Origin of the sequence: Bradyrhizobium sp. 41S5 (assembly GCF_011516665.3) — a bacterium.
Lineage (GTDB): Bacteria > Pseudomonadota > Alphaproteobacteria > Rhizobiales > Xanthobacteraceae > Bradyrhizobium > Bradyrhizobium quebecense.
In genome coordinates this window covers 46,605-59,764 of sequence record NZ_CP083722.1, presented here as the reverse complement: position 1 = coordinate 59,764, position 13,160 = coordinate 46,605, and the positions used below count along the sequence as shown (strand labels likewise).

Annotated in this window: 12 protein-coding genes; 3 read left to right on the top strand and 9 right to left on the bottom strand. The window is 60.4% G+C overall.

Annotated elements, in window-relative coordinates:
- Positions 1 to 157 precede the first annotated feature (157 nt).
- The 3 genes from HAP47_RS40715 (at position 158) to HAP47_RS40705 (ending at position 4,822) form a co-directional block, all read left to right on the top strand.
- Positions 158 to 2,044, top strand: coding sequence for a DNA/RNA non-specific endonuclease (locus tag HAP47_RS40715; protein ID WP_176396361.1), 1,887 nt, complete (start codon positions 158 to 160; stop codon positions 2,042 to 2,044).
- A 97-nt stretch (positions 2,045 to 2,141) separates the two neighbouring features.
- Positions 2,142 to 3,251, top strand: coding sequence for a trypsin-like peptidase domain-containing protein (locus tag HAP47_RS40710; protein WP_176396362.1), 1,110 nt, complete (start codon positions 2,142 to 2,144; stop codon positions 3,249 to 3,251).
- 20 nt (positions 3,252 to 3,271) lie between these two features.
- Positions 3,272 to 4,822, top strand: coding sequence for a S1 family peptidase (locus HAP47_RS40705; RefSeq protein WP_176396363.1), 1,551 nt, complete (start codon positions 3,272 to 3,274; stop codon positions 4,820 to 4,822).
- Between the two features lie 415 nt (positions 4,823 to 5,237).
- Here HAP47_RS40705 and HAP47_RS40700 read toward each other — a convergent pair whose 3' ends face one another.
- From HAP47_RS40700 to HAP47_RS40660, 9 genes are read right to left on the bottom strand one after another with little or no spacing between them, the layout of a single operon-like run.
- Positions 5,238 to 5,993, bottom strand: coding sequence for an HAD family hydrolase (locus HAP47_RS40700; RefSeq protein WP_176396364.1), 756 nt, complete (start codon positions 5,991 to 5,993; stop codon positions 5,238 to 5,240).
- A gap of 3 nt (positions 5,994 to 5,996) precedes the next feature.
- Positions 5,997 to 6,776 carry a hypothetical protein gene (locus HAP47_RS40695; RefSeq protein WP_176396365.1) on the bottom strand — a complete coding sequence of 260 codons (780 nt, stop codon included), beginning with the start codon at positions 6,774 to 6,776 and terminating at the stop codon, positions 5,997 to 5,999.
- Positions 6,777 to 6,782: 6 nt separating this feature from the next.
- Positions 6,783 to 7,499 (bottom strand): 7-cyano-7-deazaguanine synthase QueC, encoded by a 717-nt coding sequence (gene queC / locus HAP47_RS40690; RefSeq protein ID WP_176396366.1) that lies wholly within the window; start codon positions 7,497 to 7,499, stop codon positions 6,783 to 6,785.
- Positions 7,500 to 7,525: 26 nt separating this feature from the next.
- A complete protein-coding gene (gene queD / locus HAP47_RS40685) occupies positions 7,526 to 7,888 on the bottom strand; it encodes a 6-carboxytetrahydropterin synthase QueD (RefSeq protein ID WP_176396367.1) in 363 nt (120 codons plus the stop codon).
- Positions 7,885 to 8,520: a 7-carboxy-7-deazaguanine synthase gene (gene queE, locus HAP47_RS40680; RefSeq protein ID WP_176396368.1), complete on the bottom strand. Its 636-nt coding sequence runs from the start codon at positions 8,518 to 8,520 to the stop codon at positions 7,885 to 7,887. The genes queD and queE overlap by 4 nt, the downstream gene beginning before the upstream one ends.
- Before the next feature lie 13 nt (positions 8,521 to 8,533).
- Positions 8,534 to 9,571, bottom strand: a complete 1,038-nt coding sequence (dbpB, locus tag HAP47_RS40675) for a DGQHR domain-containing protein DpdB (protein WP_210285737.1) — start codon at positions 9,569 to 9,571, stop codon at positions 8,534 to 8,536.
- On the bottom strand, positions 9,568 to 10,851 hold the full coding sequence (gene dpdA / locus HAP47_RS40670) for a tRNA-guanine transglycosylase DpdA (protein ID WP_176396370.1): 1,284 nt from the start codon (positions 10,849 to 10,851) through the stop codon (positions 9,568 to 9,570). Before dpdA ends, dbpB (HAP47_RS40675) begins: the two co-directional genes overlap by 4 nt.
- Positions 10,848 to 11,966, bottom strand: coding sequence for a DGQHR domain-containing protein DpdB (gene dbpB, locus HAP47_RS40665; RefSeq protein WP_176396371.1), 1,119 nt, complete (start codon positions 11,964 to 11,966; stop codon positions 10,848 to 10,850). The genes dpdA and dbpB (HAP47_RS40665) overlap by 4 nt, the downstream gene beginning before the upstream one ends.
- Complete coding sequence (locus HAP47_RS40660; protein WP_176396372.1) at positions 11,963 to 12,694, bottom strand: hypothetical protein; 732 nt, start codon at positions 12,692 to 12,694, stop codon at positions 11,963 to 11,965. The genes dbpB (HAP47_RS40665) and HAP47_RS40660 overlap by 4 nt, the downstream gene beginning before the upstream one ends.
- Positions 12,695 to 13,160 lie beyond the last annotated feature (466 nt).

The window sequence follows — 13,160 nt, the reverse complement described above, 5'->3', positions numbered from 1 at the left end:
CGTCGCTCAATACCAAACGGTCCATCACACCCAAGACTGCCTCCCCAAAAGCAGTCTTGAATCTGATTTGCGCCTAAAAGGGAATCCTTAGAGTCCACACCACCTAGAGCTGCCGGACGAAGAGGTCGGGCTCGCGGTCGAGGCGGAAAGCATAGCGATGCGTCAAGATCGACCGGTCCTGGCAATCAAGAACAACACGACGGACCTGGACATTCGCGATCCGGCCGAGCGCGAGACGTGGCTCGAGCGCTTGCGCGCGGCCAAGCCCTTACTTGACGCCGCGATCCCTGCGGTGGGCCGGATCAACCTGATCCGCGGCGAAATGAGCTGGGTTGGTACGGGGTGGCTGGTCAGAGACGGTATCATCGTGACAAACCGACATGTGGCATTGAAGTTCGCGCTACAGCGTGGGGAGGGGTTTTCGTTCAGAATGGGGCTGGGCGGTCCCATGGCCGGGGCAGTGGATTTTCTGGAGGAAGTCGACAGCAACAAGGAGCTGATCTTCAACCTCGTGAGGCCTCTTCATATCGAGGATACGTCCGGCCCGGACGTTGCGTTTTTCGAAGTCGCGTTGGTCTCGGGGAATTCGAAGCTAGCAAAGCCGATCGTCCTCGCATCGCATATCGCTCCGAGCGCCAATGTCTCCACGATCGGCTATCCGGCCTTTGATAGCCGGATTCCCGAACCGGAGTTGATGCAGCGAATCTACGGCGACGTCTATAACAAGAAGCGGCTGGCACCTGGCGCGGTCACGCGTGTCGAGACCAACCGGATTTGGCACAATTGTACGACACTCGGCGGAAATTCCGGTTCCGTCGTAATCGCCAATGAACAGGAGGGCGAGGCACTCGGACTTCATTTCGGCGGGGCCTTTCTGAGTTCGAACTATGCGGTGCGGGCGGACGTGGTGAAGCAGTTGCTCGAGGATGTGCTGTCCGGCTGCGCGGCGAGGCGGCGGCGCCCCGCGACTCCAGAAAGCGGGGGGACGGCGACGTCCAGGTTGAGCCCGGCAAGCGCCGTACGGCTGCGGCCATTTTCGACGACCTTGAGCATTCCGCTCACCGTCAAGGTTTCGATCGAGCTTGACCACACGCGGTCGGCGCAGCCAAGGCCGCGTTTCGCGCCCTCAAGCGCACCGGATGCGTCTGATGACGATGCCGACGAGTTCGAGGCGACTGCCGAAGACTTCCGCGACCGGGCCGGTTATGAACCGGGCTTCCTCGGCGATGGAGAGTTCGACATCGCGCTTCCGGCTGTGGTCCGGAATGCCGCTGATGTTCTGCGATTTGAGTTTGACGGAAAGACCGAGACCGAGCTGCGCTACGAGCATTTCTCCGTGCTGATGAGCAAGAGCCGGCGCATGTGTTTTGTCAGTGCCTGCAACATCGATGGAAATCAGTCCAGGCGAACCGGACGAGGCAGCTGGAAATGTGACCCGCGCATTCCGAAGCCGCAACAGATCAAGAATGAGTGCTACGGAGATCCGCCCAAATTCAGTCGTGGCCACATGACCCGGCGTGAAGACCCGGCATGGGGCCCGCCGGCCACCGCCAGCCGCGGCAACAGCGATTCGATGCACGTGACGAACGCGACGCCACAGATGCAGGCCTTCAACGCTCCGATATGGCTGGCGCTTGAGGATTTCGCCCTGCAGCACGCGCGCGAAGACGCGATGAAGATTTCTGTCTTTACCGGCCCGTACTTCGCGTCCGACGACCCCGAAAGGGACGGCATTCGCATTCCCGTGGCCTTTTGGAAGGTCATTGCCTTCATTCATGATCAAACCGGCAGGCTGTGCGCGACCGGTTACGAGATGAGCCAGCAGCAGAATCTGCCGCCGGAGGAGGAATTTGTCTTTGGGCAGTTCGTGTCGCCTCAGCTAAATGTCGCGACGCAAGTGCCCATTCGATCGATCGAGGCGCGGAGCGGGATCAGCTTCGGATCCCTGGCTGCATTGGATCCGCTGGCCAATACGGAGGAGGCCGTCGGCGAAGGCGAAGCCCACAAACCTCTGCTGTCATTCGATCAGATCAGATTTACGTAATCCGGGGATCTGCCGAGAAGAGGAGGCTGGATCGGATCCATTCGGATGGTGATGGTGATCTGATGTTGCTGTCAACACGCAAGCGGGGAAGATCGAGATGCCCTATTTCACGATGGACAAGATTTACGAGATTCATGGGTCGGTCATCAAGTTTGGTCTTTCCAGTCGACGAGACGATCTGCTTGCCGGCTTGAGCCTGGCATTCATCGCCGAGCTCGACGAAGCAGGGGCCCCCAGCGAGCAACTGTTCAAGGATTTGACCGAGTTGAACGTTACAGATCCCCTCGATGAGGAGATTCCGTTCGAACGATGGTTACGAAACGCGGAATTCATGGTGCCACAGCCGGCCAGGAAGGCCTATTTTCGCAATCTCGCCGATCAGGTCGCAGCCAAGCGGACGCTCTCGGATCCGGTACAAACGTTAAAGGAAGCGATCCCCGAACGCATCCTGTTCACGAGCGACATGGTTGGCTTCGGCTTTCTCAGCGGTGCCATGCATGTCGGCCAGGGGACGGCGCGCCTGAAGATTCCGCTGCATGAGGACGGCGAGCCGAAGACGTATTCGTCAGGCAAGCCGATGGAGGCGTTCGGAACGGGCTGGTTGATCAGCGCGTGCCACGTGATCACCAACCATCACGTCATCTGCGCGCGAGCCAAGGGAGCACCAAAGCCCGAAGCGAAGGATTTCGACCTGCAGGCCCGACGGGCGACCGTCCAGTTCGACTACGATGCGGAAGGGCTGGACGGAACGGTCGCCGCGGTCGACGCGCTTGGAGCGGCAGACGAGAAGCTTGACTACGCGATCCTCGCGTTGAAGGAGGATTCCAAGCGCCGACCGCTGGCGTTGTGGGCCGGGGCTCTGGCGCTTCCTGCCGACGGCCGTCTGGCGGTCAATATCGTCCAGCATCCCAACGGCGGGGTAAAACAGATGGCGATGCGCAACAACCTCGCCGTACTCTTGAACAAGCGCGATCTCGCCTACTTTACCGACACGGACGGCGGGTCGTCGGGGTCGGCCGTGTGCAATGATGACTGGGAAGTGCTGGCGCTGCACAAGTCGAGCGATCCCAGCCTCGGAACGTTCGAGTATCAGGGCAAGAAGACATCCTGGGTCAACACGGGGACGCGCATCGATCTCATCATCGACGATCTGAAGCAGAACCACGCGGAGTGCTGGGCGGAAATCGAGAAGGCCCGGAGGAAATGAGGCGAGAGGGACAGTAAACTATGGCGATCATCCTACCTCCGCCCCGTGCCGCCGAAGCCGGGCCTGGGGAAATCTCCGGGCTCGAGACCATCGTTCTGGCGAGCCTGCGTCCCGCGTTCCCGATCGAGGGTGAGACGATTAAGCCGGGCCCCGACAACCCGATTTGGTCCGAGCCTCTCGCTGCGGCCGCGGACGTGTTAGCGCGCGCTGTGCGAGCCACAGCCCGGCTGGAAAGCTCAGACAGGGACCTTGAGTTCATCGGAACCGCGTTTGCCGTCACACCAAGGCTCGCAGCGGTGACGGGCCACATTGCACAGCTGATGCTGCAGAAGGGGGAAACGTCCTATTGGTTGAACTTCGCGTCCGACGGTGCGCATGGAGATCCGGCAGTTGGCGTCAAAGTAAGACTGATCCATCCCTATTTCGACTTTGCGCTGCTGGAAATGGACCGCCCCGTCGCCGAGGACAATATCCTGTCGTTTTCGGCAAGGATGCCAAGCGTAAAGGAGAAGATTGCGCTGATCGGCTATCCCGCGAAGGATCCGCGCAGTGATCCGGAGTCCCTCGCCGCGGTGTTTGGCAATAATTTCGGAAAGAAGCTCCTGATGCCCGGCTGCATCGTGGACGGGCCCATGACGGCAAAAACCGCCGGCATCGATGTCCCGGCGCTTCCGCATGACGCCTCGTGTGTTAGTGGAACCTCTGGAGCTCCGGTTGTCCAATTGTCGACCGGCCTCGTTGTCGGCATTCATTATGCCGGTTGGTTTCTGCAGCAAAATTTTGCGATCCCGGCGTGGGAACTGGCGCGCGATCCGCTCATGCTGTTGAGCGGGCTTCGGTTCGTCGGCGCCGAGACGAACCCGTATTGGATGCCGCTCTGGAAGGAGAAGGTGACGATCCTGCATGTCGACGTCGAGGCCGCCCAAGCCGAACAGCCCGGCGCGGGGCAAGCTCCGCCGAAGAAGAAGCAGGGCTATCTCCTGAAGGCGGTGCAGATCAACGAGATCCACGCGCTGCTGGTGGGCGCGGGGTTTGGCTCGAAGATCGAGATCAAGACGCTGTTTGGCGCACTGCCGGTCGAAATTCACGCCGAGTTGCCGAATGCATCGACCGAGTCTGCCCGATTGCTGGACTGTCTCAACGATCTCAACCAACGGCTGGAGTTGCTGGACCGCGAGGACCACACGTCGCTTTACGTCGTCATCAGTTCGGCAAAGACGGTCAGCACGAAGCTGAAAGGCGCTCTGGACGGATATCTGGCCGCCCTGCAGGCGGAGGAGAACAAGCTGAAGCAGGCGCAGGGCCTTACTTCGATTGCGACGCCGAAGTCCGCCAGTTTCAGGCGCGTCGCCAACGCCATCAGCAAGATTGGTGGCAAGCCCGTGGAGTTCGAGGGGTGGACGCGTGGGGAGTTGACCGCCAAGGTGGGCGAGACCCGGATTACGTTTCAGAATGCGGCTGAGGGCTTGCAGATGCTCCGCGGTGTTGCTGTCGGGAACAGCTTGCGCCCGTTCGCCATCGAAGAGAGAGACGACAAATTCATATTGCGCGCGGAGGACCTTCTAGCATGACGAGCTGTAATTGCCCCAACCCGCCTGGCGGCGTTGTCAACTGCCCAGACGATCACATTGCCATTTGCCGAGTGGTCAACGGGCAGGCGATAAGCGAGTGCATCCCGCCTGAGGCTGGCCTTAGCGACGAGGCCCAAGCCGTCCGCATTGTTGAAATTGTGACTCGCCGGCCCGTCTTGGGACCGCTTACCCCTACCGAGCGCGCGATACTTGCTTCGGGCACTTACGTAAGCCCGGATGGTTCCATGAATGTGACTTTCAAGGTGCCACCAGTGAAGAGCGCGGGCGGTGGCGCCATGGTGGCTTCCTAAGCGGCGGCGACCACTAAAACAAATTGTAAACTGGTATCAGAAGGTTGCGCGGATCATAACGATGCTCGGCGTCGGAAAATTGTGGCCGTCACCCGTCACGACGGTCAATTCGAGTGCCTGATCCGCGCCGCAGCCAAGATTTCTGGCACGATCGCATCGAAACGGTCGATCCGGGTCGTTTCGCTCGAATCGAGTTCCGAAGCCCAGTACGGAGCAAACCCGCCGGGAAAATAGAATGTTGAGAAGCCCGCGGCGACCGCCGCCACGATATCGCGGTCCATCTGGTCGCCGACCATGAAGCATCGTCCGGGACCGGCCTTCCGCTTAAGATTGGCGTAGGCCTCATGCGTCTTCCGGACCGAAATGATCTCGTCGATCAGACCGTCGAGCTGGTGTTCGGTCGCGAACTTTCGGCAACGCTCGGCTCGTTCCTCAGTCACGATCATGACCGGAATCCGCGCCCGCGTTACGGCGAGGAGACCTTCGCGAACGCCTTTCCGCAGAGGCGGAAGCCGACGTATGGCGTCCAAAAATCGCGACTGAGCGGGTTCGAACGCGTTCGTGGGCGCGAGGTTTGGTGCAGTGACTCGCGCGACTGCACCTTCGACCCTCTCTCCCTCAAGCACCAGTGCCAGTCCCTGCGCAAGCAATGCGGGCGGATACCTCAGGTGATCCGGGTGCTCTGTCGCAATTCTCTGATCGATGGTACGCAGGAAAGCCAAGCCTTGGTCTTCGTCTTCCGGCGCAGTGCGGCCGGTGAGTTTTTCGACTTCGCGCAGCATCTCCAATTGAGCCGTTGCGAACACGGTATCCGTGTCCCAGAGCGTATTGTCGGCGTCCGTGAAGAGATGGGCCTTCAACGCTCATCCTTTCGATTTGCTGGCCGGCGGGTTCAACACGGGTGCGGCGGGTGAGGTGACGGGAGCCGACGGGCGGGCAGTTGCGGCGGCACTCGAAGTTTTCACCAGGATCACGTTGGCACCGGACAGGGTGAAAAAGACCACAAGCACCCACATTGCGGCCTGTAGCGTGGCGACGCCCGGACTTAGCAGGCGGAGCTTGTCCGCCACCTTTTCGGCGATGAGATAGGATTCCGCGATGTAGCACTTTGCGTAGTATGCCTTCAGATCGTCTCCCTTGTTGGTGCCGAGACCGATGAACGCTTCTCCCCAGGTCGGAGCGGTGACGTCCAGGATACCTTTATAGAAGAGCATCGACGTTGGCCGATCGGCCTTCGACCCGGATGTCCAAGACTTAGGTATGTTGAATCGCGGCTTGACCGCGCTGAGGATGATCAACACGGAAATGGTTACCAGTAGGACGTAGGCGAAGAACGCGGCATAGGTCGTTATGGTCAGTGCCGAAAGACGATCCGTGTCGAACGCGCCAAACCCCGGCCAAGGATAGTCGGTCGCGAACCTGGTGAAGACGGCGGCGACCGCGGCGCTCAAGAACGCTGCGATCGTCAGAAGGCGCGAAGCCTTGCCGTCCTCGTATTCGGTTAGCGCCTTCACCTCGGCGAGACTGGCTTTCGCACCATCGTGGACGCGATCGAGCGCGTCCGTCGGAATCGACCACCCGTTGAGCTTGACCAGGAGTTCTCCGAAGCCAGTGTCGCTGGGACGTTTCCCCTTGCCGAACATGTCGAATCACCTGCTGTACGGCTCAACTGCCTCGCTTATATATCGTCGCCATCCTTCGCGCCGCAACCCGCAGGCGTCGCATTTATCGCAGCCGAAGCCCCACTCGTGGCGCTTGCTTCGATCCCCCAGGTAGCAGGTGTGGGTGGCATTGACGATCAGATCGACGAAAGCCCGACCTCCCAGCGCCTCCGCAAGCTTCCACGTCGCTGCCTTGTCGATCCACATGAGCGGCGTCTCGAGCACCAGACGCGCCTCCATTCCTAAGTTGATGGCGACCTGGAGCGCCTTCACCGTATCGTCCCTGCAATCGGGATAACCCGAGAAATCGGTCTCGCAGACGCCCGTCACCACGTGTTTGATGCCGCGCTGATGCGCAACGATCGACGCGAAGGTCAGGAAGACCAGATTGCGGCCTGGGACAAATGTGGCTGGGAGGCCGTCGGGTCTCTTCGAAAGCGGCAGATCCGCGGTCAAGGCGCTGGTGCTCACTTGACCGAGGACTGTCAGGTCGATGACGTGATCGCGCCCGAGCCCCGCTTCCCAGCGTCCGTCGATGCCCGCGACGCCGGACCGGACCGCCTCGCGGCAATCCATCTCGATCGCGTGGCGCTGGCCGTACCCAAATCCAATCGTCTCAACGTGATCGTAGTGCGACAGCGCCCATGCGAGGCAGGTCGTGGAATCCTGGCCCCCCGAGAAGAGGACGATTGCGGATTGGCTCATCTCGATCTCCATTACGGGTGTCGAAGTCAGCGATCGGGTCCGTCGTATTCCGCCCAGCAATCGGTCGTTTCGTAGACTCTCACGCTGGAGAGTTGCGCCAAGCGGGGTTTCGTTCTGTCCCAGATCCAGATGGCGATGTTTTCCGCCGTCGGATTTTCCAGTCCCGGGACTTCGTTAAGGCAATGGTGATCGAGCGACTTGAGGAGCACACCGAACGCTTCCTCGATGTCGAAGAAGTCGACCACGAATCCGGTATGCGGATCGACCGGCCCGTTCAAAACGACCTCGATGCGGTAGGAATGACCATGCATCCGATGGCAGCGATGGGTCTGCGGGACGTTGGGGAGCCGGTGAGCGGCTTCGAACCTGAATGCTTGGGATATCTTCATCTGATGCCGAGATGTTTGTGGGTCTGGACGCTGAGGCGCCATTTCGGATGAGCAAGGCAATAGGCAACGGCCTGCCGCGTGTGGTCGACCACGTCGGGACCGTCCATCGGCTGAAGCAGGAAATGGTCAAAGTCCAAACAATCGAACCTCTCCGGCAGGGCTTCTGGCTGCGGATAGACGAGCTTGAGTTCGTGGCCGCGCGTGATCGCCAATCCGGCGATCGACTTGGGGCTGACGCAGATCCAATCGATGCCTGCCGGTGCGGCCAAGGTGCCGTTCGTCTCGATCGCGATGCGGAAACCGAGATCGTGGAGTGCACCTACAAGATCCGCGTCGACTTGCAGCAGCGGTTCTCCGCCCGTCAATACGCACAGACGGTTTGTCTCGCCGCCCGCCCATTCGGACGAGATCGCGTCGGAAAGGCTTCGCGCATCGCGATACCGCCCTCCCTTCGTGCCGTCCGTACCCACGAAATCTGTGTCGCAGAAGCGACAGACCGCTTGGTGCCTGTCCTGCTCGCGCCCCGACCAGAGATTACAGCCGGCGAAACGGCAGAATACCGCGGGACGTCCGGCCTGCATTCCCTCGCCCTGCAACGTCAGGAAGATTTCCTTTACCGCGTACGAGGCCATATCCAGATCGTCCTCAGTTGGCGCGTCGGATGAGCCGCACGAGATGGTGCGACACCAAGCGATAATCGGCCTTGGTATTCTGAAGTGCGTGCCACGGGCGTTTTTCGGCGCCGAAATTCCACTCGCCGCTGGACCAGTGCGTCTTGCCGACCAAACACTTCAGTCCGTTTTCGAACTGTCGTTGCGACTTCGCTTTCTTGTTGATGGCGAGTTCGTCCAATACGTAACCTAGGGAGATCAGCCCGACGCCATGCACCAGACGCGACGTCTTTGGCGTGTGATCCTTCCAGTCCTTCGCGAATACGTGTTGCACGGCCCCGAAGAAATTGCTGACGAGGTCCACGCCTTGCGACATCAAATCTCCGTTGCTTTCGAAGTTGCGAAGTGCGCCTTGCTGAAGAGAGTTCATCAGGACTCTCTGCAGTAGCGTGTCCTTGATGATGCCTTCGGGATGGGTCTGCTGGTTGATCTGACCCCGAAGCGACGAATCCGGATCGTAGTTGAGACGTTCGGTCAGCAAGGCGGCTCCCGAGCGATCGGATAGACGGTGGGGCAGACCGTCCAATCCTGGCAGCAGTTCATAGATCAGCGGTTTCGCGATCGGTCGGGTGTTGTTGACCAGGATGAACTGACGGTTGAGTTCGGCCATGTCGTCGCAGAGGAATGACGAGATGAGAAACTCGAACTTACGTTCCGGCAGACTTAGTGCCGCGCATAGGCGTTGTTGACCGTCGACTACCCAACCTGGTGGACCGTCGGAGATGTCGACCACGAAGCCGCCGTCGCGGGTGGCCGAAGCTCCCTTGGCGAAAGCGAGGACAATCGCGTTGGGCAGCATCGCATCATCCTGCCCGAGATAGTCGCTGATCTCCCGGATGTGGGCGGCGATCTGCGGTCGCTGGAAACCGCTGAGACGGCCCTTCGCGTCGCGGCCAATCCGCTCGATGCGGGCGATCTGCATTATCTCCTGCGGAGTCGCGGAAAAGCAGATGACCTTAGGGCCTTTGCCTTGGCGCGGTGAAATTGTCGGCTCGAATCGTACTTTCGTCATCGTTCTTTTTCAACTCGTTGGCTGTCCGCCGTCAGGTGCGCGTAGAAGACATGCAGGTTGTGGATTCCACGTCGTTTATTTCGGTTAGACGAACGGAAAATCAGCGCTTCCACGCCGGCGTCACGGCAGACGCGGCATCGGCAACTCTCCCAGGGCCGGTCACCTAAGGTCTTCAGATACGCCGTTCGCAATTCGGCAAGCCTCGCCTCGTTGCGGGCGTCTGTCGCGCGCTCGTCCCAAAGGGCATATCGGCCGTATTCGATGACGGCGTCCACCGCTGACTCGACCTTCATCCTTCTCGAAGCGAACTTGCGGACGCCATCGAGCGCGCGACTTTCGAGCCGGAGAAGGTTTTCCTGGTCCAGGCGACCTCTGCGGGCATTTCTGAGAAGCTTGTCGTTGTCGATCGCCTGCGGAATCCGAACCGCGGTGTAGTAGGAAAGTTCGCCGCGCTTGCCCATGGCGTAGTAGTTGCGCTTCCCATCCTTGAAGGCGCGCAGCAACGGCGAGGTCGTGTCGAAACTCGCGACGCCGTATTTCCTCACCGCTCCGAGATGCTCGGTCTTTCCGAAGCCGAGAAGGTGCAATTTGACGCTTTTGGGCAGAGAACCCCGGATCGTCGCCAGCGCCGTTTCGATCTGCTCTATGCGCAACGGCACCATGCCGCCGACGGCGAGATAAACGTAGCCCATCCTGGCGAGCGCGGTCGCGCAGTCGGCCATGCTTCGCGCCGACCAACCTTGGATGACGCCGACCGGAGTGAACTTCCTGCCGAGCGCCTTGGATGCCGGCAGGAAGCGGCGCGCATTCTCTATCGTGATGTCAACGCGCCTCTTGGCCTCGCCCGAAGCCTTGGCACCATCCTCGAGAAAATCGAACACGAGATGATCGATCGAGCAGCCGTGCGTGAAGCCGCCGTCCTCGTAGAATTCGAGGGTATCGTCGATCGTGTAGGGCGGCTCCTTCCGGTCTCGATAGGTGAAGGCGCCGTTGTCTCCCATAACCATGCTTCCGGGGTATTTCGAGAGCGGGTAGCGGAGAAACTCCCGTGCTCCTTCCCTTCGGAAGCGCATCGCCTGTGCCTCCGAATACTTGCCCGTGACGGCGCCGCCGCCCACGATCGCGCGAGACACCAGCAGGCCGTCATAGGGTGGCCGATCGAGATGTTCGTGAGGAAAGTCGTCGTCGGCGTGCGCGCGACGACGCTTGGCCCCACGGTCCGCGACGAAGTCGAACCCGGGATCCACGAAATCGAGGCTATCGGAATATAGGAACTTCATGCGGCGGAAGCCCTCGAGACGTCGCGCTCGAGTTGGATGAGGTAGTTCGAGAGTAGACGTTGATCCTTGTTCGTCGATTGGAGGTCGTTCCAATCCCTGTCCAGCGCTTCCCATCGCCCTTCCGTCCACCTGCAGTAGGGTGCGATGCGCGTCAGGATGGTTTTGGCGGCAACGTAGTCTCCACCGAAGTTTCCGGGTCGCGTCATGACCTGATCCATGAGTATCCCCATGGCCGTCAGCCCGACGGAGTGCATCAGGCGGCTCCGATCCGGCGGCAACCCCCAGGCTTGGGGGAAGACGTCCTTCACCGCGGCCCAGAATGAAACGAGCAGCCTGTACATCGAATCGGTGTCGGCCGTGCCGTCCGTGTCGACATGCGCGGCGAGAGCTCCGCGTGGATCCTGCAAGCTCCTTCTCATGAGATTGATGAGCGTCGAGTCGTTGACGACTGCCGAGTGGTATGCGTGCGACGGCCTCTTTACCAGTTGATGGAAGGGCGAACCGGGGGTGTCCGCGAGCGCCGCACAAAGGAGGCTCGGAAGGCGACGGGTGGACAAGTCGCGAGGAAGCACGGTGCCGACCGTCGGCAGGAGTTCGTCGATCAGGCGTTTGTCGAGCGGACGAGCTTTGTTGACGAGAATGAACTGCTCGCGATGGACCGTAATGTCGCTGGAGACAAAGGCGACGACGGGCACGTACAGGTCGGGAACGCCGGATCCCGCCAAGGCGAGCGCCCGCTGTTGACCATCGACGATCCAGGCCGATTTCCGTCCCGCGCGGACCGGAATAGAGAGGACCCCTACCTCGCTCGCGCTGTCAACGGACGCGTTCTTGGTGCCCCGCTTCTGCAAGAACTTCGCATCGGCCGCGATGGCGAGGATGATGGCATTCGGAAATAGAACGTCGCCGCCGGACAGATAGTCCGCGATCGCCTTTACGTGCGCCTTGATTTCCGGACGCTGGAATCCTTGGATCTCAGAACCGGCGGAATGCTTGAGGCGGGCGATATCAGCCAACTCTAGGATATGCGCTCCCCGGATGAAGAAGGAGAATAGCTCCTTATCGCTCTGACGCATCTTCACGGCATGGACGTTGACCGATGGAACGGGTCTCATGTGACCCTCCGTTTTACGTCGTTGAATATCTTGGCGAAGCGCGATTGCTCGCAGGACACTTGTGCAACGTCCCTCAGATGACGAAGTACCCGCGTCGACGCGCCCCCAAGCTTCGGAATGAGATCAGCGACGAGCGCACGGATCTCGTCGTCTGGAAGCCGCCGCTGCTTTCGCGGCGGGCGCTGCATCACTACGAGTGCCATTCTGTCCGCGACCGCCTGCCTGTCTGTCTCTAGCGTTCCGGCGCTCGCTGGCACGATATGAGTGACGAAATCGAGCAGAGCGCGCTGCGGAAAATCGACGCGGGTGCCGGGCCGACCGAGCAGATCGAGCCGCTCGTCGTATGGCATTACGAATGGCCGCAGCGCTTCGTCGAGGTGCCCGGCGAGCGATAGGCCGAATATTCTGAGCTCAAGTCCGTCGATGCGTGAAATGGCGATGAGATCGCGTTCGACCATGTCGGCGTAAGCTTTGGAAAGGCAAACGTGGATCTTGGCACGGCCCCGCGAATCGCGGATCGGGTTCGACGAGAAGGGACCTCTCTTGACGGCGGCCCACCAACGTGCGGCATCGACGCCGTCGGTTATCTTGGCTGCGATCGAACCGGGACCGGTCGGCCTGATCGTCAGATCGTATCCCGGTATAGGCGTCTCGCCGTGCACATATCCCAAGCCGGCGGACAGGATGGCCAGATCGGCCGAACAGGCATTAGAAGCCTCGACGGCCATTTGAAACGCTCGTCCCTTGTAGAGTGAGAACGCCGGCAACAGCACAGCCTCCCGGCGCAACCTCGCGATCCACGCTGCCGCGGTGTCCGACAGCTTTCCGGCCCGGAGGGCATCAGCGGACAGTGGCCGACGGCAGCGCTTGCCGGCCGAACACGTAGTGACGACCAGCGTTGGTTTCCGCGATGATTTCGCGGCGGACCTCTTCGAAACTGTCCCCCCCCTTCGCACCCAATATCCTCTCCTTACTGCGGCCGTCGGCAGGAAACTTAAGTCTCACGAATCCTTGGGTTTGCCGCCCGTGCCTTGCTTAGCTAATTGCGGTACGCGCGTCCATCGGCAATTTTCTGTTTGCAGTTTCTTCAGCCAAGTTTCCAAATTCTCCCACAGTTTTCCGGCCCCATAAGCGACTGCTGGGATAAGGGACAACTTCGGATTGATGCGGTTATAGTCTCCGTGTGAGAATCGG